Source organism: Prauserella shujinwangii, assembly GCF_003001955.1.
GTDB lineage: Bacteria > Actinomycetota > Actinomycetes > Mycobacteriales > Pseudonocardiaceae > Qaidamihabitans > Qaidamihabitans shujinwangii.
In genome coordinates this window covers 476887-499779 of sequence record NZ_PVNH01000005.1, presented here as the reverse complement: position 1 = coordinate 499779, position 22893 = coordinate 476887, and the positions used below count along the sequence as shown (strand labels likewise).

Annotated in this window: 24 protein-coding genes; 13 read left to right on the top strand and 11 right to left on the bottom strand. The window is 72.2% G+C overall.

The annotated features are described in order from the left end of the window. Positions 1–206 precede the first annotated feature (206 nt). The gene (locus B0I33_RS15135; RefSeq protein WP_245900690.1) at positions 207–2195 is read left to right on the top strand and encodes a glycosyltransferase; all 1989 of its coding nucleotides are present in this window, start codon (positions 207–209) and stop codon (positions 2193–2195) included. 2 nt (positions 2196–2197) lie between these two features. Further along, the gene (locus tag B0I33_RS15130; RefSeq protein ID WP_106179374.1) at positions 2198–3136 is read left to right on the top strand and encodes an NAD-dependent epimerase/dehydratase family protein; all 939 of its coding nucleotides are present in this window, start codon (positions 2198–2200) and stop codon (positions 3134–3136) included. Here B0I33_RS15130 and B0I33_RS15125 read toward each other — a convergent pair. Beyond that, entirely contained in the window at positions 3133–4383 is a 1251-nt protein-coding gene (locus B0I33_RS15125; protein ID WP_106179373.1) for a polysaccharide biosynthesis protein, read from the bottom strand. The two genes, B0I33_RS15130 and B0I33_RS15125, sit on opposite strands and share 4 nt — an antisense overlap. 126 nt (positions 4384–4509) lie before the next feature. Here B0I33_RS15125 and B0I33_RS15120 point away from each other — a divergent pair, with 126 nt between their 5' ends. From B0I33_RS15120 to B0I33_RS15110, 3 genes are read left to right on the top strand one after another with little or no spacing between them, the layout of a single operon-like run. Beyond that, positions 4510–5190 carry a glycosyltransferase family 2 protein gene (locus tag B0I33_RS15120; protein WP_106179372.1) on the top strand — a complete coding sequence of 227 codons (681 nt, stop codon included), beginning with the start codon at positions 4510–4512 and terminating at the stop codon, positions 5188–5190. 4 nt (positions 5191–5194) lie between these two features. Next, positions 5195–5611: a DUF2304 domain-containing protein gene (locus B0I33_RS15115; RefSeq protein ID WP_106179460.1), complete on the top strand. Its 417-nt coding sequence runs from the start codon at positions 5195–5197 to the stop codon at positions 5609–5611. After that, positions 5608–6504: a glycosyltransferase family 2 protein gene (locus B0I33_RS15110; protein ID WP_219927189.1), complete on the top strand. Its 897-nt coding sequence runs from the start codon at positions 5608–5610 to the stop codon at positions 6502–6504. The genes B0I33_RS15115 and B0I33_RS15110 overlap by 4 nt, the downstream gene beginning before the upstream one ends. Positions 6505–6511: 7 nt before the next feature. On the opposite strand, the gene B0I33_RS15105 is transcribed toward B0I33_RS15110, so the two are convergent. Continuing rightward, a complete protein-coding gene (locus B0I33_RS15105; protein WP_106179371.1) occupies positions 6512–8461 on the bottom strand; it encodes a DUF6541 family protein in 1950 nt (649 codons plus the stop codon). Between the two features lie 109 nt (positions 8462–8570). Between B0I33_RS15105 and lhgO the strand changes: the two genes are divergently transcribed. Beyond that, positions 8571–9755, top strand: a complete 1185-nt coding sequence (lhgO, locus tag B0I33_RS15100; protein WP_106179370.1) for an L-2-hydroxyglutarate oxidase — start codon at positions 8571–8573, stop codon at positions 9753–9755. Between the two features lie 39 nt (positions 9756–9794). On the opposite strand, the gene B0I33_RS15095 is transcribed toward lhgO, so the two are convergent. Then, the gene (locus B0I33_RS15095; protein WP_181193298.1) at positions 9795–10322 is read right to left on the bottom strand and encodes a DUF3558 family protein; all 528 of its coding nucleotides are present in this window, start codon (positions 10320–10322) and stop codon (positions 9795–9797) included. Between the two features lie 168 nt (positions 10323–10490). Between B0I33_RS15095 and B0I33_RS15090 the strand changes: the two genes are divergently transcribed. Further along, on the top strand, positions 10491–11255 hold the full coding sequence (locus B0I33_RS15090; RefSeq protein WP_181193297.1) for a maleate cis-trans isomerase family protein: 765 nt from the start codon (positions 10491–10493) through the stop codon (positions 11253–11255). On the opposite strand, the gene serS is transcribed toward B0I33_RS15090, so the two are convergent. Beyond that, positions 11242–12504, bottom strand: a complete 1263-nt coding sequence (gene serS / locus B0I33_RS15085) for a serine--tRNA ligase (protein WP_106179457.1) — start codon at positions 12502–12504, stop codon at positions 11242–11244. The two genes, B0I33_RS15090 and serS, sit on opposite strands and share 14 nt — an antisense overlap. 101 nt (positions 12505–12605) lie before the next feature. Here serS and B0I33_RS15080 point away from each other — a divergent pair, with 101 nt between their 5' ends. Next, on the top strand, positions 12606–13040 hold the full coding sequence (locus B0I33_RS15080) for an SRPBCC domain-containing protein (protein ID WP_106179369.1): 435 nt from the start codon (positions 12606–12608) through the stop codon (positions 13038–13040). After that, the gene (locus B0I33_RS15075; RefSeq protein ID WP_106179368.1) at positions 13037–13363 is read left to right on the top strand and encodes an ArsR/SmtB family transcription factor; all 327 of its coding nucleotides are present in this window, start codon (positions 13037–13039) and stop codon (positions 13361–13363) included. The genes B0I33_RS15080 and B0I33_RS15075 overlap by 4 nt, the downstream gene beginning before the upstream one ends. Before the next feature lie 22 nt (positions 13364–13385). Here B0I33_RS15075 and B0I33_RS15070 read toward each other — a convergent pair whose 3' ends face one another. From B0I33_RS15070 to B0I33_RS15055, 4 genes are read right to left on the bottom strand one after another with little or no spacing between them, the layout of a single operon-like run. Next, positions 13386–14297 (bottom strand): haloalkane dehalogenase, encoded by a 912-nt coding sequence (locus B0I33_RS15070; RefSeq protein ID WP_106179456.1) that lies wholly within the window; start codon positions 14295–14297, stop codon positions 13386–13388. Between the two features lie 53 nt (positions 14298–14350). Further along, positions 14351–14800 (bottom strand): DUF350 domain-containing protein, encoded by a 450-nt coding sequence (locus tag B0I33_RS15065; protein ID WP_106179367.1) that lies wholly within the window; start codon positions 14798–14800, stop codon positions 14351–14353. Positions 14801–14849: 49 nt separating this feature from the next. Next, positions 14850–16016, bottom strand: a complete 1167-nt coding sequence (locus tag B0I33_RS15060; RefSeq protein WP_106179366.1) for a glutathionylspermidine synthase family protein — start codon at positions 16014–16016, stop codon at positions 14850–14852. A gap of 2 nt (positions 16017–16018) precedes the next feature. Continuing rightward, positions 16019–16606, bottom strand: a complete 588-nt coding sequence (locus B0I33_RS15055) for a hypothetical protein (protein WP_106179365.1) — start codon at positions 16604–16606, stop codon at positions 16019–16021. A gap of 83 nt (positions 16607–16689) precedes the next feature. Between B0I33_RS15055 and B0I33_RS15050 the strand changes: the two genes are divergently transcribed. The 4 genes from B0I33_RS15050 to B0I33_RS15035 all read left to right on the top strand — a co-directional run bounded on the left by B0I33_RS15050 (position 16690) and on the right by B0I33_RS15035 (position 20525). Then, positions 16690–17781: a septum formation family protein gene (locus tag B0I33_RS15050; RefSeq protein ID WP_106179364.1), complete on the top strand. Its 1092-nt coding sequence runs from the start codon at positions 16690–16692 to the stop codon at positions 17779–17781. Between the two features lie 2 nt (positions 17782–17783). Further along, positions 17784–18134: a metallopeptidase family protein gene (locus B0I33_RS15045; protein WP_106179363.1), complete on the top strand. Its 351-nt coding sequence runs from the start codon at positions 17784–17786 to the stop codon at positions 18132–18134. Between the two features lie 61 nt (positions 18135–18195). Then, positions 18196–19161: an SDR family NAD(P)-dependent oxidoreductase gene (locus B0I33_RS15040; protein ID WP_106179362.1), complete on the top strand. Its 966-nt coding sequence runs from the start codon at positions 18196–18198 to the stop codon at positions 19159–19161. 116 nt (positions 19162–19277) lie between these two features. Beyond that, positions 19278–20525, top strand: coding sequence for an MFS transporter (locus tag B0I33_RS15035; protein WP_106179361.1), 1248 nt, complete (start codon positions 19278–19280; stop codon positions 20523–20525). Positions 20526–20535: 10 nt separating this feature from the next. On the opposite strand, the gene B0I33_RS15030 is transcribed toward B0I33_RS15035, so the two are convergent. The 3 genes from B0I33_RS15030 to pheA all read right to left on the bottom strand — a co-directional run bounded on the left by B0I33_RS15030 (position 20536) and on the right by pheA (position 22828). Further along, on the bottom strand, positions 20536–21204 hold the full coding sequence (locus B0I33_RS15030) for a DUF4232 domain-containing protein (RefSeq protein WP_106179360.1): 669 nt from the start codon (positions 21202–21204) through the stop codon (positions 20536–20538). Positions 21205–21308: 104 nt separating this feature from the next. Beyond that, positions 21309–21923 (bottom strand): histidine phosphatase family protein, encoded by a 615-nt coding sequence (locus B0I33_RS15025; RefSeq protein WP_106179359.1) that lies wholly within the window; start codon positions 21921–21923, stop codon positions 21309–21311. Beyond that, on the bottom strand, positions 21920–22828 hold the full coding sequence (pheA, locus tag B0I33_RS15020; protein WP_106179358.1) for a prephenate dehydratase: 909 nt from the start codon (positions 22826–22828) through the stop codon (positions 21920–21922). Before pheA ends, B0I33_RS15025 begins: the two co-directional genes overlap by 4 nt. Positions 22829–22893 lie beyond the last annotated feature (65 nt).

Here is a 22893-nt window from a genome sequence, read left to right as displayed (position 1 = left end):
CCTTCCGGGCAATGCCCGAGGGATCAATTCCGACACGGTCACCGCACCCGTTCGGCGCAGAGGGAGTGTCCGTCGACAGCGTGTTGTCCCGACCGCCCGGAACGTCCCCCACCCGGAGGTACCGGCCGCGGACGACGCTCTACGCTGAACCGGGACGAAGGTGGCGTGAGCGGTGCACGCCGGGTCGACCTGATGCGAGGAGTGACGTGGCAGAGCAGGCGGTCGAGGCGAAGGCGCGCGCGGCGAACGCGGCGGCCGGCGCGGTCGAGGACAGCAAGGTGCAGGACTCCACGCAGGCGGACATCGCGGGTGGCCGCACGGAGACGGTGGGCACGCAGGTGCTGCAGCGGGTGATCCTGCCACGCGACAGCGACCCGCTCGATGTCCGGCCCCTGTACATCGATGAACCGAAGAACGTCCACACCCACGTCGCCTCGCGCCGCAGCGTCGTGATCCCCAAGTCGACGCGCGTCTCGTTCGCGAGCTACTTCAACGCCTTCCCCGCCAGCTACTGGAAGCGCTGGTCGGTGCTGGACGAGGTCGTGCTCCGGATGTACGTCCGCGGTGAGGGCCGGGTCGACCTGTATCGCTCGCGCGTCAACGGCGACATCATCCACCTGCAGGGCCAGCCGGTGCACTCGCCGGACGAGTGGGCGACCGTCGAGCTGCGGGTGAGCCTCGCGCCGTTCGGCGACGGCGGCTGGATCTGGTTCGACGCGTTCACCGACAGCGGCGAGCTGGAGATCTCCGAGGCCGCGTGGATGACCGACCACACGCTGCCGCAGAAGAAGATGTCGGTCGGCATCACGACGTTCAACCGGCCCGCCGACTGTGTCTCCGCCCTCATCGCCCTCGGTGAGGACCCGGCCGTCCTCGACTCGATCGGCACGGTGTTCGTCGCCGACCAGGGCAACAAGAAGATCAGCGAGCACCCGCGCTACGCCGAGGCCGTCGCCGCGCTCGGTGACCGGTTGCAGGTCATCGAGCAGGGCAACCTCGGCGGCTCCGGCGGGTTCACTCGCGCGATGCTCGAGTCGCTGGAGCGCACCGACAGCGACCAGATCCTGCTCATGGACGACGACATCGTCCTGGAACCCGACACCGTGCTCCGGTTGAGCCGGTTCGGCGCGGCCGCCGCACAGCCGGTGATCGTGGGCGGCCAGATGCTGAACCTGCAGGCCCGCGCCCGGCTGCACTCGATGGGTGAGGCGGTGGACATGACCGCCTTCCGCTGGGGTCCCGCGCCCGGCGCGAAGGGCGGGCACGACTTCGCGGTGAAGTCGCTGCGCGAGGAGCCGTGGCTGCACCGCCGCATCGACGTCGCCTACAACGGCTGGTGGATGTGCCTGTTCCCGCGCGAGGCCGTGGAGAAGGTGGGCATGCCGCTGCCCATGTTCATCAAGTGGGACGACGCCGAGTACGGACTGCGTGCCGGGGAGATGGGCTTTCCCACGGCGACCCTGCCCGGCGCGGGCGTGTGGCACATGCCGTGGACGGACAAGGACGACACCGCGGACTGGACCGTCTACTTCCACCTCCGCAACAAACTCGTCGCGATGGCGCTGCACAGCCCGCAGAACATCACCACGACGGTGCTGAAGCAGGCCGCGAAGGACGCCGCCCGCCGCCTGTTCTCGATGCAGTACTCGGCCATCGCGATCGAGCAGAAGGCCATCAACGACTTCCTGGCCGGCCCTGACCACTTCTTCAACCTGCTGCCCAGCGCGCTGAGCGAGGTGCAGGCGATCCGCAGGGAGTACGACGACGCGAAGTTCAAGCCGTCGCTCCAGGACTACCCGAGGCCGATGCTCGACATGGGCGCCGCCGAGCCGCTGCTGCGGCCGCCGGTGCACCCGGCGAAGATCGCCGTCCGCGCGGCGCAGGCGCTCGTGCACAACGTGAAGCCGCCGAACCCGGACACGCACGAACGGCCCCAGCTCAACGTCCCGGCCGACCGGGCGCTGTGGTTCGTGCTCGGCAACTTCGACTCCGCGACGGTGTCCAGCCCGGACGGCGCTTCGGTCGCCTTCCGCAAGCGCGACCCGGAGGCGTTCCGCAAGCTCGCCCGCGAGGTCGTGGCCAACTACCGCAGGCTCATCAAGGAGTTCCCGCGGATGAAGGAGGAGTACCGGGCCGCGCTGCCCCGGATGAGCTCCGTGGAGGCCTGGCGCAAGCTCTACGAGAGCGCGTCCTGACCGTGCGGACGCTCGTCACGGGTGGGGCCGGGTTCATCGGCTCCACCCTGGTCGACCGGCTGCTCGCCGACGGACACGAGGTCCACGTCGTGGACGACCTGTCCAGGGGCAAGGTGGCGAACCTGGCCGCGGCGAGCGACAGCGGCGGGCTCACGCTGCACCGGCTCGACATCACCGACCCGGCACTGACCGGGGTGGTCGCCGCGGCGGCCCCGGAGGTGGTCTTCCACCTCGCCGCGCAGATCGACGTGCGGCAGAGCGTCGCCGACCCGGTCGGCGACGCCACGAAGAACGTGCTCGGCACCATCAACGTCGCCGAGGCGGCGCTGGCGGCGGGCGTGCGCAAGGTGGTGTTCTCCTCCTCCGGCGGCTCGATCTACGGCGCGCCGGCCGAGCTGCCCGTCGACGAGTCGGCTCCGCTGCTGCCGGAGTCGCCGTACGCGGCAGGCAAGGTGTCGGGAGAGGTCTATCTCGGCACGTACCGGCGGCTGCGCGGGCTCGACTTCACCACGCTGGCGATGGCCAATGTGTACGGTCCCCGGCAGGACCCGCACGGCGAGGCGGGCGTCGTGGCGATCTTCGCTTCCGCGCTGCTGACCGGGCAGCCCACCCGCGTCTTCGGCGACGGCGGCAACACGCGGGACTACGTCTACGTCGGCGACGTCGTGTCGGCCTTCGTCGCCGCCGCGGGCGACCGGGGCAGCGGCAGGCGGTTCAACATCGGCACCGGCGTGCAGACGTCCGACCGCGAGCTGCACCGGCTCGTGGCCGAGGCCGCGGGGGCTCCGGACGAGCCCGAGTCCGCCCCGGCCCGGCTCGGCGACCTGCGGGCGTCCGCCCTGGACGCGAGCGCCGCCCGGCAGGAACTGGGCTGGAAGCCCGAAGTGGACATCGCCGAGGGCGTGCGGCGCACGGTGGAGTACTTCCGCACCCTGCACTAGGCGGCGACCCTCCGGCGCAGCGCGGACCGCAGTCCCAGCAGGCAGCCGGAGAGCACCACGGCCGACCCCGCCAGCTGGGCCGCCAGCGCGGCCGCGACGGCGGGCACCGGCAACGCCAGCGAGGCCACCAGCACGGCCGTGCCCGCCGTCCACGCGACGGTGACGGCGTGATGCCCGCGCACCGCGACGAGCACGGGTTGCAGGGCCTGCGCGCCCATCAGCAGCACGGTGCTCACCCCGAGCAGGCCCAGCACCAGGGGTTCCGGCGGCCGTTCGGCCCCGAAGAGCACCGTCAGCGCCCACCCGCCGAACACCGCGGCGGCCACCGCGCCGGGCACGCCGACGGCCAGCACGGCCAGCAGGATCCTCCTCGCCCTGGCGCGGACCACCTCGGTCGCGCCGGCCTCGGCCGCGGCGGTCAGCCCGGGCAGCAGCACCGCCTGGACGGGGGCGAACACCAGCATGGGCGCCCTCGCCAGCACGAAGGCCTGGGCGAAGGCGGCAGCCACCTCGGGGTCGCCAGGCAGCCGCGCGGTGACGACGACCGGCACGATGTTGGCCACGGCGAACGACAGCAGGGTCGCCACGCCGAGCAGCAGGACTCCCCTGGCGAGCCTGCGCGCCGGTTCCCCCGTGCCCTGCCCGGCCCCGCGCACCCACCGCCACCGGAACACCGCGGCCAGCGCGAGGGCGTACCCGGCGACGAACGCGAGACCGTAGCCGGTCGCCGAAGCGGCACCGAGCCCGGCGACCGCGAGCACCACCACGAGCCTGCCCGCGCCCTCGGCGCACAGCGTGCCCGCGTAGCCGCCGAACCGGCGCCGCCCGCCGAGCAGCCCGCGCACGAGGAACAGCCCGGCCGCGACGACCGTGCTGAGGACGAGCACGCCGAGCAGTCCCCAGTCGCCACCGAGCACGCGCGGCACGAGCACCGGTGCGACCGCAAGCAGGACGAGCGCCGTCGCGCCCGCGATGGCGGCGCCGACGAGGGCGGCGTTGCGCGCGGTGGCCGGTGCCTCCGCGGCGGGCCGCGCCGCGACCGCGCGGCTCGTCTCCTGCTCCAGCGCGACGTAGAGGCCGGGGCCGAGGATGTTCAGCAGCAGGTACGCGGACGCGACGGTGGCCACCTCGGTGGCCGGGAGCGTGTGGCCGGCGACCGCGAGCAGGACGTACCCGGCGACGCCCACGAGCCCCAGCCCGAGGGCCATGGTGAGGCCGGAGGTGAACCGGCCGCCGGACTGGGACACCGGCGAATCGTAGCCGGGCCGCCGCGCGCGGCCGGGAAACCCGCTGTCCTACCCTTCACCCGAAGGGGTATCCGACCGGCCTGGGTAGGATGGGCCGACTTTTTCAGGTCATCAGGGGAGCTGACAGTGGCCAATGAAGACGTCTGGGTGGTGATCCCGGTCTACAACGAGGAACGGGTCATCGCCGACGTCGTCGAGCACGTGCGGGAGACCTTCCCGAACGTGGTCTGTGTCGACGACGGCTCCGCCGACCAGTCCGCGGCCCGGATCGCGGGCACCCGGGCCCACCTCGTGCGGCATCCGATCAACCTGGGCCAGGGCGCGGCACTCCAGACCGGACTGTCCTACGCGCTCGCCAGGCCCGGCGCCAAGTACTTCGTCACGTTCGACGCCGACGGCCAGCACCGGCCGGAGGACGCCGAGCGGATGGTCGAGGTGGCGCGTTCCGGCGAGGCCGACGCCGTGCTCGGCTCCCGCTTCCTGGAACAGGCACAGAGCGTGCCGTGGCTCAAGCGCGCGGTGCTGCGGCTGGTCGTCGCGATGAGCCCGACCGCGCGGAAGATGCAGCTGACCGACGCGCACAACGGCCTGCGCGTGTTCTCCCGGCGCGTCGCCGAGCGGCTGCACATCAGCATGAACGGCATGGCGCACGCCTCGGAGATCGTGTCGTTCCTCGCCAAGAGCGACTTCCGGGTCGAGGAAGTCCCGGTGACGATCCTCTACACCGACTACTCGAAGACCAAGGGGCAGTCGCTCGTGAACGGGGTCAACATCCTGTTCGACCTGTCCCTGCGTGATCGGGGGTGACGAGATGCTCGCACAGATCGTGCTCCTGATCGCGGTGGCGGGGATCCTGCTGTACTTCGTCAGCCGCAGGCACAACGTGCGGATGCAGGCGGGCAAGCGCATCGCGCTGTTCCTGTTCCTCGCGCTGAACGTCGACGCGGTGCTGTTCCCGCAGCACCTCACCTGGCTGGCCCACTTCCTCGGCATCGGCCGGGGGGCGGACCTGCTGCTCTACCTGACCGTGGTGGCGTTCGTGTTCGGGATGCTCAACACCTACCTGCGTTTCCGCGGCACGAACGCGCAGATCACGGAGCTGGCCAGAACCCTGGCCATCCGGGAGGCGGAGCTGGTGAACCACCAGCGCGGCGTCCTCGCCTCGGCGGACGTGCACACCACGGTCGCCAGCACCAACATCACCGACCAGGAGCACCGGTCCACGTGACGATCGTCGACATCATGCTGCCCTACTACGGGCCGGTCGACCTGATGCGGGAAACCGTCCGCAGCGTACTCGCGCAGGACGACCCGCACTGGCGGCTGACGGTGGTCGACGACGGGTACCCCGACGCCTCCATACCCGGCTGGTTCGCCGCGCTCGGCGAGCCCCGCGTGCGGTACGTGCGCAACGAGCGCAACCTCGGCGCCAACCGGAACTACCAGAAGTGCCTCGGGCTGATCGAGCACGAGCTGGCCGTGATCATGGGCGCGGACGACGTCATGCTGCCCAACTACGTCGGCACCGTGCGCGAGGCCTACCGGGCGCACCCGGACGTCGCGATGCTGCAGCCCGGTGTCCGGATCATCGACGAGCGGGGCAGGCACACGTGCGGCCTCGTCGACAACGCGAAGCGGCGGCTGTACGCGCCGAAGGTGTTGGGCACGCGGACGATGTCCGGCGAGGAGGCGGCCGTGAGCCTGCTGCGCGGCAACTGGCTCTACTTCCCCTCGCTGTGCTGGCGCTCGGCCGCGATCAAGGAGATCGGGTTCCGCGAGGGGCTCGACGTGGTCCAGGACCTCGGGCTCGTGCTGGACCTGATCTACCGGGGCGAGAAGCTGCTGGTCGACTCGACCGTGTGCTTCCACTACCGGCGGCACAGCGCGAGCGACTCGTCGTGGCGGGCGCTGGCGGGAACGCGGTTCGTCGAGGAGCGGCGGTTCTTCCTGGACACCGCGAAGCGGGCGGCGGAGCTGGGCTGGAGCCGGGCCGCCCGGGTGGCGCGCACGCACCTGTCGTCGCGGCTGAACGCGCTGACGCTGCTGCCGTCGGCGATCAGGGCCCACCACCGCACGGGCGTCAGCAACCTCACCAAGCACGTCCTCGGCGTCGGGGACTGAAGCGGCGTCAGTTGCCGCCCGCGGTGGCAACCGGCGCGACGTCCCGCCGCTCGATCTCGTAGATCACCGCGTCCCGGTTGCGGAACACCTCCGTGAAGTGCGGGTTGCCGCGCAGCTGGCGCAGCCCGAGCCTGCGCTCGACGTCCCGGACGAAGCCCCGCCCGACGAGCACGTAGCGAACGTTCAGCTGATCGAGCGCCGCGCGCAGCTCCGCGTCCCACGGGCCCTCGCCGAGCTGGTCGAGCCGCCGGGTCAGCAACCGCTGCGGGGTGTCCGGCAGCGGCCCGTTGTACTTCCACTCGACCGGCCGGATGCCCTCCAGCGCGTACATCCAGTTGCCGCCGTCCATCCGGTCGTTCATCACGTGCTCGCCCGGCCGCACGCGCTCGCCGAGCCACGCGAAGGCGGCCCGCTCACCGGGTGTCACCGTCGGCCCCTCGCCGTAGTACTCGGCCAGCTGGGTGGCGTTGCGGCCGAGGTAGGCGCCGTTGCCGAGCACCGCGAGCACGAGGCCGGTCACCAGCACGCCCGCGGTGGCCGTGGCGGCCGGTGGCCAGGTGGGCCGCAGGCGCCGCGCCCACCCGCCGAGCCACCCGCCCGCACTGGCGACGAACTGGCCGAGCGCGACGGCGCCCACCAGCGGCAGCAGTGCGCCCAGCCGCCAGTGGTCGTTGTAGAAGGGACTGGTGAGGGTGTCGACGAGGGTGTTGCCGTCGAGCGCGGCACTGGCCGTGTAGAGCCCGCCGAAGACGGCGTACGCGGCGACCAGCCACAGCATGCGGCGGTGCCGGACGAGCAGCACGATGCCGACGAGCGCGGGCAGCCCCACCCACCACTGCGGCAGCGGGGAACCCGGGGTGAACGCGAGCGTCTGCCCGAACCCGCTCGCCAGCGTCTCGGTGGCGGGCCAGGTGAAGTCGGCGACCTCCTCCCCCATGGCCAGCGCGGGCAGCACGAGCGGGGCGGCCAGCACGGCGCAGGCGAGCACCGCCGCCACGAGGTGCGGCCCCGACACCCGCCAGTCGATCGGCTCCAGCCGGAACGCGACCGCGCCGAGCAGGAGCAGCAGGAAGACGCCGGCGACCACGGCGAGGCTGGTGTGCAGCGCGACGAGTCCGGCGAGCCCGAGCGCCACCCCGGCCACGCCGGAGACGCCACGCGGCACCACGAGCAGGCGGGCCACGGCCAGCAGTGCGGGCACCAGGGCGACCCCGGCCACGTACGGGTACAGCGGGCCGCGCCACAGCGGGTCGAACGGGAACGCGGTGAACCACGTCGACACGGCCGCCGCCGAGGCGACGGCGAGGGTCGGCATCCGCCACGCGGCCGCCATCGCGGCGATGCCGAGCGGGAAGCACAGCACGACGGCGAGCGCGGCGAGGTTGAGCAGCTCCGGCACGGGCAGCGCCGCCGGGTCGAAGACCAGCGCGAGCAGGGCGTGGTAGGCGTCCGGGTAGAAGAACGACTCGTCGTCGGGGCGGGCGGCGATCTCGTTGAACGCCGGGGACAGGGCGACGTCGTGCTCGGCGATCCAGCGCACCAGGTTGCCGTGGAACGGGGCGTCCCAGTCCTGGTTGATCCTCCCCAGGCCACCGATGCCCCGAAGGAACGCGACCGCGCCCACCGCCATGCCGACGGCGACGCCGCCGCCGATGAGCAGGTGGTCGCGCGGCGACCGCGGCTCGTCGGCGGGCGCCCCGGCAGGCGCGGGCCTCCGGAACCGGGCGGCGAGCAGGGCGAACCCGGCGAGCGGCACCACCGCGCCCAGCGTCCACAGCGTGAACGTGCCGAGGTGCCACGGGATCCCGAGCGTGCCGAGCACGGACACGCCGAGACCGACGAGGCCGAACGTGAGCGCGGGAGCGACGGCGGCGAGCGTCCAGCCGCGCAGCCGCACCGCGGCCCCTGCGGCCAGTCCGGGCAGCCAGCAGGCCGCGAGGACGACAGCGAAGTTCACGGACGGGTAGGCTAGCCGCCCCCTCCAGCCGAGCCGCCCGGGCCTCGTGAGTGAAAACCGTGGTTAGAACCACGGACAACACTCACGAGAGGTTCTAGGCTCTGCTCCCGTGCGTCGTGTCGTGGTGATCGGTGGCGGGATCATCGGCCTCGCCGTGGCCAGGGAACTGGTCCTGCGGGGTGCCGAGGTCACCGTGCTGGAGAAGGAGGACCGCTGGGGCGCGCACCAGACGGGACACAACTCCAACGTCGTGCACGCGGGGCTGTACTACCGGCCGGGCTCGTTCAAGGCGCGGATGTCGGTAGCCGGAAATCACTCGATCGTGGACTTCGCGCGCGAGCACGGCGTGCCCGTCGAGGTGTGCGGCAAGCTCGTGGTGGCGACCGGGGAACGGGAGCTGCCCGCGCTCGGGGTGCTCGCCGAACGCGCGGCGGCCAACGGCGTCCCGGCCCGGCTGGTCTCACCCGCCGAGGCGCGGGAGTACGAGCCCGAGGTGGCGTGTGTGCGTGCGCTGCGGGTGGAGTCCACGGCGATCATCGACTTCCCCGCGGTCTGCGCCGCGCTCGCGCGCTCGCTGGAGTCCGCGGGGGCCGACCTGCGCCTGAACGCCCCTGCGCTCGGCATCCGCCCACGCGCGGGCGGTGGCGTGGAGGTGGCGACCGGCGACGGCGTCGTGCGCGCGGACGCGCTCGTGAACTGCGCCGGGCTGCAGTCCGACCGCATCGCCCGGCTGGCCGGACTGCGGCCGAGGGCGCGGATCGTGCCGTTCCGGGGCGAGTACTACGAGCTGCGCCCGGAACGCAGGCACCTCGTGCGCGGACTGATCTACCCGGTGCCGGACCCGGCGCTGCCGTTCCTCGGCGTGCACCTGACGCGGATGCTCGACGGCAGTGTCCACGCCGGACCGAACGCGGTGCTGGCGCTGCGCAGGGAGGGCTACCGGTGGTCGGACGTCTCGCTGGGGGACCTCGCCGAGGTGGCGCGGTTCCCCGGCACGTGGCGGCTGGCCCGGCGTTACGCGTTCCCGGTGGGCCTGGACGAGGTGCGCCGCTCGCTGTCGCGGCGCCGGTTCGCCGCGAGCCTCGCCCGGCTCGTGCCCGCGGTGGGCCCGGACGACATCGTGCGGCACGGTTCGGGCGTGCGGGCGCAGGCGCTGCTGCCGGACGGCTCCCTGGTGGACGACTTCCTCATCGAGACCGCGCCGGACCAGGTGCACGTGCTCAACGCCCCCTCTCCCGCCGCGACCAGCGCGCTGGAGATCGCGAAGCACGTCGCCGACCAGGTGGGCTCGTGAGTGTTTTCCGTGGTTCTAACCACGGAAAACACTCACGAGTCAGGACCGCGGCAGGTGGCCCGCGACGTACGGTGCGGCGCGCTTCGCCAGCTCGCAGGACTTCTTCTCCTCGGTGACGTCGAGGCTCGTCACCGCCACGAAGGACGTCGCGGACAGCTCCGTGACCAGCTGGCAGACCGACTCCCCGCCGACCGGGTCGAGGTAGCGCCGCCAGCTGCGGCCGCCGAGCTCGGCGGTCTCGGCGGGCTCCACGCCGCCGACGTACTCGGAGACCGAGAGGTCCGTGGCGAGGGAGACGGTGAGGGAGCTCTGCTCCGCGGTGTCCTCGGGGCTCCAGGTGCAGACGGGCGGCAGCAACCTCCCCGGCTCGCCGGGCGTGAACTCGCCCTCGCCGACCAGGCCGAGGTCCGCCACCTCTTCGGCGGTGAGCAGGGCGCACGGCTCCCCGGCCGCGACCCCGCCGGTCGACGTCGGTACCGCGACGGGCTGGGCGGCACCGTCCACCGTGGTCGCGCACCCGGTGAGCAAGACACCCACCGCCAGCAAGCCCCACGTCCTCGCGCGCACGCCGCCCCCTCGTTTCCGGCCGGTGAACGCCGGACAGCGTAGCGGGCGGTGGCTGGTCGAGTGGGTTACATCGCGTTTCCCGGCGGTGAAGGTCCGGGGTGAAACATTCCCCGGCCCTCCGGCGACACCTAGCTTGATCGAGGTCACGAGTCCGAGGAGGCGGCCCCGATGTTCGACGACCCTTCCGTGGTGGGGATGGCCGAGCAGGTCGGCATCGGCCTGGTCGCTCCGTACGACTTCGCGCTGGACCGCGAGCTGTGGCGCTGGCTGCCCGAGCACGTCAGCCTGTACACCACGCGCCTGCCGTACCTGCCGGTGCCGGTCACGGTGCGCCAGGCGGCGGCGCTCGGCGACCCGCACGGCGTGCGCAGGGCCACCCGGGACGTGCTGGCGCCCGAGCCGAGTGTGGTGGCGTTCGCCTGCACGTCGGGCAGCTTCGTGGACGGCGCCGCCGGGGAGGCGGAGCTGGTCGCCGGGATGCTCGACGCGGGTGCGCCCGCGGCGGTCACCACGTCCGGAGCGCTGGTCGCCGCGCTGGGGCGGCTGCACGTCCGGAACCTCGCCGTGATCACCCCGTACGTCGACGAGGTGACCGACCGGCTGCACGCCTACCTCGCTGAGTTCGGCGTGACGACGACCGCGAGCGTGGGGCTCGGGCTGCTCGGCGACATCTGGAAGATGTCCTACGCCGACGTGCTGGGCGCGGTGACCGCGCTCGACACCACCGGCGCCGAGGCGCTGTTCGTCAGCTGCACGAACGTCCCGACGTTCGACCTGATCGCCCCGCTGGAGCGCAGGCTCGGCATCCCGGTGCTCACCGCCAACCAGGTGACGATGTGGGCCGCGCTGCGGGCCGCCGGGCTGGAGCCGCAGGGTGTTGGGCAGCGCCTGTTCGACGGTCTCGGCAGCAGCGAGGCGCCTACCGCGGCGTGAGCACGTCGAGGCCGCCGAGGAACGGCCGCAGGGCCTCGGGAACCCGCACGGAACCGTCCTCCTGCTGGTGGTTCTCCAGGATCGCGACGATCCAGCGGGTTGTGGCCAGCGTGCCGTTGAGGGTCGCCGCGGGCTGCGGGCGGCCGTCCTCGTCGCGGTAGCGCACGCCGAGCCGCCGCGCCTGGAACGTGGTGCAGTTCGACGTGGACGTCAGCTCCCGGTACGCCTGCTGGCTCGGCACCCAGGCCTCGCAGTCGAACTTGCGGGCGGCGCTCGTGCCGAGGTCGCCCGCCGCGGTGTCGATGACGCGGTAGGGCACCTCGATCTTGGCGAGCATCTCCTCCTCCCACGCGAGCAGGCGCTCGTGCTCGGCCTCGGCTTCCTCGGGGCGGCAGAACACGAACATCTCGACCTTGTCGAACTGGTGCACGCGGATGATGCCGCGGGTGTCCTTGCCGTAGGAGCCCGCCTCGCGGCGGAAGCACGACGACCAGCCCGCGTAGCGGCGGGGCCCGGCGCTCAGGTCGAGGATCTCGTCGGAGTGGTACCCGGCGAGGGGTACCTCTGACGTCCCGACGAGGTACAGGTCGTCCTCTTCGAGGTGGTACACCTCCGACGCGTGCGCGCCGAGGAAGCCGGTGCCCGCCATCACCTCGGGGCGCACGAGCACGGGCGGGATCATCAGCTGGAAGCCGTTGGCGGTGGCCTGTGCGGCGGCCATGTTCAGCAGCGCGAGCTGCAGCTGGGCACCGACGCCGGTGAGGAAGTAGAACCGCGCGCCGGACACCTTGGCGCCGCGCTCCATGTCGATGGCGCCGATGCGCTCGCCGAGCTCGAGGTGGTCGAGCGGGGTGAAGCCGAACTCGCGCGGGGTGCCGACGTGCCGGAGGACGGCGTAGTCCTCCTCGCCGCCTTCCGGCGCCGCGGGGTGCACGATGTTCGGCAGGCGCTGGTAGAGCTCGTCGAACTCCTGGCTGGCCTGCGCCTGCTCGGCCTCGGCCGCCTTGACGCGCGCGGCGAGCTCCTTGCCCTTCGCGAGCAGCTCGTCGCGTTCGGCGCCGGCGGCCTTGCCGATCTGCTTGCCGAGCTGTTTCTGCTCCGCACGCAGGTTGTCGGCGCCGGCGATGGCGGACCTGCGCCTGGTGTCGAGGGCAAGCAGCTTGTCGACCACTCCCTCGTCCTCGCCACGCGCGCGCTGCGAGGCGCGCACGACGTCCGGTTCCTCGCGCAGTGTCCTGGGGTCGATCACGGTCATTGAGGGTAGTCGCCGAACAAGTGCAACCAACGGGTTGCAGTACTGCCCACTCTCGTGCAACCATAGGGTTGCAGTTCAGGAGAGGAGTCGGAGACATGGACATCGACCACATCGAGCGGGAAGTACTGATCGACGCGCCGGCCGAGCGCGTGTGGGCAAAGGTCACGGCGTTCCCGTGGGTCAACGACACCACGCCGGGCGCGTTCGACCTGCGGGAGGGAGAGGTGGTCGTCGCCGAGCACAGCGAGTACGGCAAGTTCCCGATGCTGATGGAGCGGGTGGAACCGGGCCGCTTCCTGGCCTACCGCTGGGCGAGCGCGTTCCCGGGCCAGGAGCCGGTGGCGGGCAACTCGACGCGGGTCGAGCTGACGCTGACCGAGGAGGACGGCCGCACCAGGCTGCGCGTGGTGGAGGCCGGGTTCGCCGCGCTGCCGGAGGAGCACCGGCGCCCGGCGTTCGACGACAACACGCACGGCTGGACGGACCAGCTGGAGCGGCTGCGGCAGCGTGTGGAGCAGCAGGCCGGATGACCGCGGAACCCGTCGACGAGGTGCTCGGCGCGCTCGCCGACCCGACACGGCGCGCGCTGCTGGACGCGCTCGCCCGCAGGGGCGCGGCCAGCGCGTCGGCACTCGCCGCGGACCTGCCGGTGTCGCGGCAGGCGATCGTCAAGCACCTGACCGTGCTCGAACAGGCGGGGCTGGTGTCGTCGGCGCGGACCGGCCGGGAGATGCGCTACACCCCCCGGTCGGCGCCGCTCGACGCCACCGCCCGCTGGCTGGCGGACCTGGCCACCAGCTGGGACCGCCGCCTCGACGCGATCAAACGCGCCGCCGAGTCCGAGGACCCGTGACGGTCATCAGTGGCGATGGCGGTCAGGAAAGACCGCGGACGAAGCGGGCCACCTCCTCGGCGAGCCGTTCACCGACGTCCTCCTGCAGGAAGTGCCCACCGCCCTCCAGCGTGGGGTGTTCCCGGCCCGCGGCGCCGGGCATCCGGCGCTGCAGGATCGGGGCCATCGGCCCGGTGATCGGGTCGCTGTCGGAGAAGGCGCACAGGAAAGGCAGGTCCAGCTTCGTCAGCGTGTCCCACGCCGCCCGGTTCGCGTCGGACGCCGGGTTGTCGGGAGTGGCGGGCACGAGCCCGGGCATCGCCCTCGGCCCCGCCTTGTACATCTCGTTCGGGAACGGCGCGTCGTAGGCCGCCCTGACCTCGTCGGGGAGTGTGGTCTTGCAGCCGGACTGGACGAACCGGCCGATGTCGAGCACCTGGGCCTTCTGCACCGCGTCGTGGAACGCCCACCACACGGCGGGCATGCCCTGGTCACCGGTCGGCAGGCCGGTGTTGGCCGCGACCGCGGCCGCGAACCGGTCCGGGTTCTCCGCGACCAGTCGCAGGCCGATCAGGCCGCCCCAGTCCTGGCCGACCAGCGTGACCCCGCGCAGGTCGAGCGTGTCGAACGCGAACACGCGCATCCACTCGACGTGCCGCGCGTAGGTGTGGTCGGCGATGTCGGCGGGCTTGTCCGAACGGCCGAACCCGACGAGGTCCGGCGCGATCGCGCGCAGCCCCGCGTCGGCGAGCACGGGCAGCATCTTCCGGTACAGGAAGGACCAGCTCGGCTCGCCGTGCAGCAGCAGCACCGGCGGCCCGTCGGGCGGTCCCGCCTCGACGTAGCCGATGCGGATGACACCGCCCTCCGAGTCGTCGATGTCCGCGTACAACGGCGGATAGTCGAAGTCGGGCAGGTTCTCGAACCGGTCGTCAGGCGTTCTCAGTAACCGCACGCCCGTCACGCTAGTGGCTAGTCAACGGACAAAGCCACCGTGAGATGGACTGGTTACGAGATGGCGACCGCCACCACGAGGCCGAGCGCGACGTGTGCGGCCGCCACCACCATGCTCGCCGGGGCGAACTGCTCACGCTGGATGGTGGAGCGCACGTCGATCCGCGTGGTCCACTCCAGCAGCCGGACCGCCAGCACCTGCGCGATGATCCCGACCAGGCCGTAGACCAGCGCGGTGATGAGCCCTTCGGTGAGATCACTCGCCGAGGCCCAGATGGCCACGACCACGATGAACGCCATCGACACCATCCCGGACGACGTGACGAGCACCGCGTTCGGCAGGCCCCGGCGCACCAGCTCGGACAGCCTGCCCGGCGTGGTGAGGTCGATGGCGTAGAAACCGACCAGCATGAGGAGCAGGCCGACGATCGCGTAGAGCGCGATGGCGCCGATGCCCCTGGCGAGGTCGGTGCCGAACGTCTCGGACAACGCAAGGGTCGTCACAGGGTCTCCCGGAAAGTGTGAAAGGTGGAAAACGGACGCGCGAGGTCTATCACGACTCGGGGATGCGGTGGGGGACGAATGCCGCACCGTCGTCCGTGACCAGGCCCGGCGTCTCCCGGATGCCCAGCCCGGCCGCGCTGTCGCCGACGATCCACGCGCCGAGCGCGGGCCGGTACCCGTCGAACTCGGGCAGCGGGTCGAACGCCTGGTAGACGAAGCCCTCCGCCCCGTAGACGCCGCCGGTCTCCGTCTCGTAGCCGGGTGCGACGATCCGCACGTTGGCACCCTCCCGGCCGAGCTTCGGCTTGCGCACGTACTCGGTGAGGATGCCGGGCTGGTCGTTGAACGCGGGCAGCAGGTTCGGGTGGCCGGGGTAGTTCTCCCAGAGCAGGCCCAGGATCGCCTTGTTGGACAGCAGCATCTTCCACAGCGGCTCGACCCACAGGGTGGCGGGGAGCGACTCGGCGACGTTCCGGCCGAACTCCTCGTCGACCACCCACTCCCACGGGTAGAGCTTGAGCACCGTGTTCATCGGGGCCTCTTCGAGGTCGACGAACCGCTTGAGCAGCGGGTCCCAGCCGATCTCCTCGATCGCGAGCGCCACCGTGTCCAGCCCGGCCTCCGCCGCGGTCTCCTGCAGGTAGGTGGTGGTCAGGTGGTCCTCGCCGGTCGGGTCGGCGCTGGACCACGTGAAGTGCACCTCACCGGACGGGAGCGCCCCCGCGACCTCGCGCCAGCGCTCCACCAGCCGCTCGTGCAGCGAGTTCCACTGGTCGTCGCCGGGGAAGACGTCGGTCTTCCAGTACCACTGGATGATCGCCGCCTCCAGCAGCGAGGTCGGGGTGTCGGCGTTGTACTCCAGCAGCTTCGCCGGACCCCGGCCGTCGTAGCGCAGGTCGAACCGCCCGTAGACGTGCGGGTCCCTGCGCTTCCACGACTCCGCGACGTGCGGCCACACCCACTCGGGCAGCCCGAACTCGGCGTACCGGTCGGCGACGACGACGTGGTCGACCGCCTCCAGGCACATCGAGTGCAGCAGTTCGACGTCGGCCTCCAGCGAGAGCACCTCGTCCATCGACAGCACGTAGTGCACCGACTCGTCCCAGTACGGGCGGTGCGCACCGGAGCCGTAGCGGGCGGGGGTGCCGAACACGAGGCCCTGTTCCTCGACGATCCGCCGCCAGTCCGGCCGCGGGGTCCTGGTCTCCCGGTGCACCGTCAGGAACCGCCGCCCTTGCCGAAGCTGCCGCCGCTGATGCCGAGGCCGCCGCGCTGCACGACCGACCCGGACCTGGTGGTGATCTTCGCGTTCGCCGGCTTGGTGTAGCTGCCACCGGACACGGGCTGGCCGACGGTGCCGGTGCCGCCGTAGTTGTACCGGTACTGCTGGTAGCCGCCACCCGGCAACGGCATGAACAGGAAACCGCCACCGACGTAGCCGCCGTGGGTGGTCACGTAGTCCTCGTCGCAGTACTGGTCCTCCCGCACGACGCCGTCGTCGTCGGTGCAGACCGCCGTCACGTCCTCCGGCTGCGCGACGACGTACCAGCCCGCGACGAGCCCGACGAGACCGACGGTCACCCCGCTGCCGATCAGCACCTTGCGCCGGGTCTCGGCCTTGCGCTCGGCGACCCGGGCGGCCTCCTCCTCTTCGGCGCGGCGGCGCTGCTCGTCGGCGATGGCCTGGCGCCTGGCCCGCTGTTCGGCCAGACTCGGCTCCCGGGGAGTCGTGTTCGCCGGATCCTGGTACCGCATGGACCCCGGCGTGCGTGGCTGGTCCCCCGCCGGGGGGTTCTCTTCGGTCATTCGAGCAACTCCGTATGCCAGGCCTGCGCTGCGCACCACACTAGCTGCGGCAGCAGTGGAAGAGGGCAGGCATCATGGAATCGATGCCCGATCGCGCCTCCCGGTTCCCACCGGCCAGACAGACGCTGCGTACGCGCGTGCTGATGGTCGGTGTGTTCGTTGGCGCCCTGATCGCCCTCTCGGTCAACTGGGTGTTCTCGGCCGACGTCCGCGGCACGGTCTTCGGCGGCGGTATCCCGCCCGAGCAGCAGGAGCGGCTCGCGGCCAGGGAGGAGGCCTTCCAGTCGCCTCCGGGCAGCTGCGTCACCTGGACGCAGGCCGGCGCCGAGGACGCTCGCAAGGTCTCGTGCGAGAAGGAACACTTTTTCGAGGTGACCGGCATCGTCGATCTCTCGGACCGGTTCCCGCCCGGCGCGCCGAGGCCGACCGTCGACCAGTGGCGCGAGCTGACGGAGGAACGCTGCGTCGAGGTCGCCGAGTCATACCTGGACAAGCCGCTCGACCCGCTCGGCAAGCTGACGGTCGGCGTGCTGCACCCGGACGACGAGCAGTGGGCCGACGGCGACCGGAAGATGCGCTGCGGCCTGCAGTGGGCCGCGCCCGGTGGTGCGCTGCAGCCGCTGACCGCGCCCGCGGCGGAGATCAACCAGTCCAACGTGTGGGAGGTCGGCACCTGCCTCGGCCTCGACGGCAAGACGGTGGGCGACCCGGTGGACTGTGCGCAGGAACACTCCTACGAGATCATCGGGCTGCTCGACCTCAAGAAGAAGTTCCCGAAGTTCCCCTCCCCGGACGACCAGCACGCCTGGCTCGACAAGCAGTGCTCCGCCGTGGCGGACAAGTACACCGGCGGCAAGAACCTCGCGAAGCAGGGGCTGATCCTGAGCTGGGACGTTCGCGAGAAACCGAGCTGGAACGCGGGTTCGACGCTGGTCAACTGCAAGGTGGCGGCCAAGCTGAAGGACAACAGCGGGCTGGCGCCGGTCACCGGCAGCGTCGCCAAGCCCAAGCCCAAGCCGAAACCCACGACGGAATCCACGACGACCGCGAAGCCCCCGGAGGGGGACAGACCAGCCGAGGGCGGGCAGCCCGCGGACGGTGAGCAGCCCGCCCGGAGCGGGCAACCCGCCGGCCCGGAAACGGCGGGCGAGAGCGACCAGGGAGACGACGGCTGATCATGCCGGTGGAGATGACGCGGCAACGCTTCGAGGAACTGGTGTCCGACGCCCTCGACCAGGTCCCACCCGAGTTCGCCGAGGCGATGGACAACGTCGTGGTCCTGGTGGAGGACCGCAACGAGGAGGAGCCGGACATCCTCGGGCTCTACCACGGCATCGCGCTCACCGAACGCAGCCACGACTACGGCGGGGTGCTGCCCGACCGGATCTCCATCTACCGCGAGCCGATCCTGGCGATCTGCGACACGGAGGACGACGTGGTGGAGGAGGTGCTGATCACCGTGGTGCACGAGATCGCCCACCACTTCGGCATCGACGACGCCCGCCTGCACGAGCTCGGCTGGGCCTGACGCGGCTCCGGCGGCACGGTCGTGACCTGCGAAGTCGCCGGTCACATGGCACGGTTGAGGCGTGAACCGCTTGTGGCAGGCACTGGACACCGTGGCCGATCGGACCGTCCTCCCCGGGTACAGCAAGCTGGGTTTCCGGCTCAGGGAACGGCGGTGGCAACCCCTCCCGCCCGGCTCGCTGACCGGGCGGCGCGCGATCGTCACGGGCGCGAACTCCGGCATCGGCAAGGCGATCTCGCACGGCCTCGCCGACCTCGGCGCCACGGTGCACCTCGCGGTCCGCGACCTCGCGCGCGGCAACACGGCCAGGGAGGAGCTGGAGGCGCGGGTGCCCGGCGCCGACTTCCAGGTCAACGAGCTCGACGTGGCCTCGCTCGCCGACGTGCGGCGGTTCAGCGACGAGTTCCTCGACCGGCACGGCACGCTCGACGTCCTCGTCCACAACGCGGGTGTGCTGCCGGAGCGGCGCACGGAGAGCCCCGAGGGGCACGAGATCACCCTCGCCACGCACGTGCTGGGGCCGTTCCTGCTGACCGGGCTGCTCGTCCCCGCGCTGCGGGAGGCCAAGGACACCGGCCGGGTGATCTTCCTGTCGTCCGGCGGGATGTACGCCCAGCGGCTGTACGACGACGACCCGGAGTACCGCTCGGGCGAGTACCGCGGACCGGCCGCCTACGCGCGGACCAAGCGGATGCAGGTGGTGCTGGCCCGGATGTGGGCGCGCAGGCTCCGCGACGAGGGCATCGTCGTGCACAGCACGCACCCCGGCTGGGCGGCGACGCCGGGGCTGGCCTCGTCGCTGCCGGGGTTCGACCGGGCCATGGGGCCGCTGCTGCGGACGCCGGAGCAGGGCGCGGACACCGCGGTGTGGCTCGCCGCGTCCCGGCAGGGCGGCCGGACGGGTGGCCAGTTCTGGCACGACCGGACGCCGCGGCCGGAACACTACCTGCCCACGACCCGGGAGACGCCCGCGCAACGCGACCGGCTGTGGACCTTCTGCGAGACGGCGACGGGTTTCCGGCCCTGATCGGGCCGCCGCGGAGTACCTCGGGTACCGCGACTGCGCCACCACGGTGACGACGAAGGTAGCGCCTTTCCCGGTAGTGCGAGCCCGGCGATCTCCGGCACCGTACGTTGAACGAGATGCATCGCACCGCCGACCACCGTCTGAACTGGCTGCTCTCCTCGAGCACCCTGTCGAACCTCGGCGACGGCATCGGCAAGGTCGCGTTCCCGCTGCTGGCCGCGCAGGTCACGCGCGACCCCGTGCTGATCGCGGGCCTGTCCGCCGCGCAGTTCCTGCCGTGGCTGCTGTTCGCGCTGGTGGCGGGCGCGCTGCTGGACCGGATCGACCGCAGGACCGCCATCCTCGTGGCCAACCTGGTCCGGGCGGCCGTCGTCGGGGGGCTGGGCGTGCTGGTGCTGTTCGGCACCCCGAACATCTGGCTGATCTACGCGGCCGCGCTGCTGATCGGCGCCGCTGAGACGATGGCGGACAGCGCCGCCAACGTGCTGATCCCCTCGGTCGTGCCCCGGGAGGGCCTCGCGGGGGCCAACAGCAAGCTCCAGGCCACGGAGATCGTCGGGCAGACGTTCCTCGGCGGCCCGGTCGGCAGCCTGACGTTCGCGGTGTTCGCCGCGTTCCCCTTCCTGCTGAACTCGGCGGCGTTCGCGCTGTCGGCGGCGCTGCTCGTGGGGCTCGCGGGCAGCTACCGCCCGCGCCGGGACGAGCAGCGGCAGACGACGCTGCGCACGGAACTGGCCGACGGCCTGCGCTTCCTGCGGCGCAGCTCGCTGCTGCCGCGCCTGGTCGTCATCGCCGGTCTCGTCGGCCTCACCAGCGAGCTCGCCCAGGCCCAGCTGGTGCTCTACGCGCTCGAGGACCTCGGGCTCGACCCCGCCGCGTTCGGCGTGTTCGCGTTCGTCGGCGGGATCGGCGGGCTCGCCGGGGCGGCCACGGCGTCGCGCCTGCTGCGGCGGCTCCGCAAGTACGCGGTGCTCACCGGCGGGCTCGCCGTCGCCGGGCTGGCGTTCGCCGTGATGGGCCTCGTCCGGCAGCCGGTGCTGGCCGCCGTGGCGTTCGGCGTGTTCGCGGCGGCCGTGGTGACCATCAATGTCATCCTCGCCACCGCGCGCCACACCCTCGTCCCCGGCGAGCTGCTCGGCCGGGTGCTGGGGGTGTGGCGCACGGTGGTGTGGGGGGCGATCCCGGTCGGCGCGCTGCTCGGCGGTGTGCTCACCGATGTGCTCGGCAGCCCGAGCGCGACGTTCGTGGTGTCCGGTGCGGCGCAGGTGCTGCTGGCCGTCGTGGCGCTGGTGCTGCTGTGGGGCTTCCGCACGGAGCTGGAGACCGCGGGCACGGAGGACTCACCGGCCGAACCCGGCCGGTGACCGGAGCGGGTCAGCCTCCCGCGCCCGACCGGACCGTCCGGACCGTCAGCTGGTCACCGGGGATGTCCGCACTGGCGCACCCGGTCCCCGGCGCCTCGACGAACGCGGCCTCGGTCTCCTGCGGCGGGTACACCCGCAGGCCACGGACCTGGGTCGGCCGGCACTCGGCCGGATCGTAGTTGCGGACCTGCACGAACCCGACCACCGCGTGCGCGGTCTGGCCGGGCCGCAGGGTCAGCGTCGGCCCGTCCTCCCCCACGCGGCGCGCGGCGGGGCCGACCTGGTGACCGTCATCGCCCGCGACGTAGGACACGCCGGGGTAGCCCTGGATCCGGCACGGCCCTTCGCCCGAATTGGTGAAGCGCAGCGGCTTGTAGTAGGTACCCGCGGCGCCACCGCCGTCGCCCTGACCGAGCGTGATGTCCAGTTGCGTGGTCTGGCACAGCGCCGGCTGCCCGCCGCCCACGGGCGTGCTGCCGGTGGCCCTGTCGGCCGTGGTCGTGGCCGGCGCGGCCGCCGAGGTGGATGTCGTGGTGGGTGCCGAGGTCGCCGCTGCCTCGTCCGCCTGCTGGTTCTGCGTGCCCTGGCCGCAGCCGGCGAGCGCCAGGGTCAGCACCGCCCCGGCCGCGGCCAGCGCCGCGTAGGGGGTTCTTCCGCGCACGGTGGTCGTCACGGTCATCACTCGCCCTCCCTGTCCTGGTGACTACCCAGAAGGACGGGTCAAACACACACCCGGTTGCCCCCTTCACCCGTGAGTGAATCACCAGAGAGCGAACGCCGACCTCACATCGCGAGCCCGGCCCAGTCGACGCACCGCCACGCCTCGCCGTGCGTCTCGAGCCGCACGACGCCGGTGTTGGGCAGCAGTCCCTTGTCGGCGACCTCGGGGCGGATGTTGACGGAGAGCCATTCGGCGCCGAGCCGGATGACGCCGCCGTGGCTGACCACCACGACCACACCGTCGGGATCGACGTCGGCGTGCTTGGCGCGCAGGTCGTTGATCGCGGTGAGGTACCGGTCACGGACCTGGTGACCGCTCTCCCCGCCCGGCATCGACACGTGCAGCTCGCCGCGCGTCCACGGCCGGACGGTCTCCAGGTAGGTGTCGATGGCCTCGCGGTCGCCACGGTCCTCGAGGTCGCCGACGTGCACCTCGTGGATGCCGTCGATCACCTGGACCTCGTGGGCGAAGGCCTCGGCCAGCGGCGCGGCGGTCTGCTGCGCGCGGACGGCACGGGACGCGTAGACGGCGGCGACCGGCTCCGCGGAGAGCTGGTCGGCCAGCGCTCGCGCCTGCTCGTGCCCGAGGTCCGTGAGCGGCGGGCCGGGCAGCGCGGTGTTGAGGATCTTCCGCACGTTCGCGGTGCTCTGCGCGTGCCGCACCAGGTAGAGCCTCATGCCGTCTCCCCGCGCCGCACGGCGGCCACCCAGTCGGCGGCCCCCGTGAAGTCCTCGTTGGCCGCGGAAGGCGCGATTGTCGGGGCGACGCCGTCCGCCCGCGGGTGGGAACCGAGGAAGCGCACGTTGTTGCAGCGGCGGCGCAGCGCGGCGACGGCGTCCCCGATCCGGGGTTCGGTGAGATGCCCCTCGAAGTCGATGAAGAAGCGGTACAGCCCGAAGTTGCCCTTGATGGGCCGCGCGTCGAGCCGCGTCAGGTTGATGCCGCGGAAGGCCAGCTCGGTGAGCAGTTCGGCGAGCGCGCCGGTGCGGTTCTCGGCGGCGGCCACGATCGACGTGCGGTCGGCGCCGGTGGGTGCCGGCAGCGGTCCGGGGGGCTGGACCAGGAGGAAGCGCGTGCGCGCGTCGGGTACGTCGGCCACGCCGGTGGCCAGCACGGGCAGCGGGTAGTGCTCGACGGCGACCGGCGCGGTGACGGCGGCGTCGTACTCGCCGCGCTGGACGGCCACCGCCGCCGCGGCCGTCGACGACGCGGCCACGGTCTGCGCCCCCGGTAGGTTCCGCTCGATCCAGTGCCGCACCTGCGCGAGCGCGTGCGGGTGACTCGCGACGGTCCGCACCGGCGCGTTCTCCTCCCGGACGAGCACGGTGAAGTGCACCGGAAGCAGCTCCTCGGCGACCGCCACCAGCGGGTCCTCCTCGGCGAGCCCGTCGAGGGTGGCGGCGACGGCGCCTTCCACCGAGTTCTCGACCGGCACGCAGGCGGCGTCGGCCTCCCCCTTGCGGACGGCCGCGAGCGCCGCGGAGATCGTCTCCGCCGGCGTCAGCTCGTGGCCGGGAGCCAGGCGGCGGGCCGCCTGCTCGGTGAAGGTTCCCTGCGGCCCGAAATACGCGATCCGTGGCACGGTGCCAGGCTACGGTGAGAGCAGTGTCACCCGCATAGCCGGTAGGCGGCCCGGTTACCCCCGCC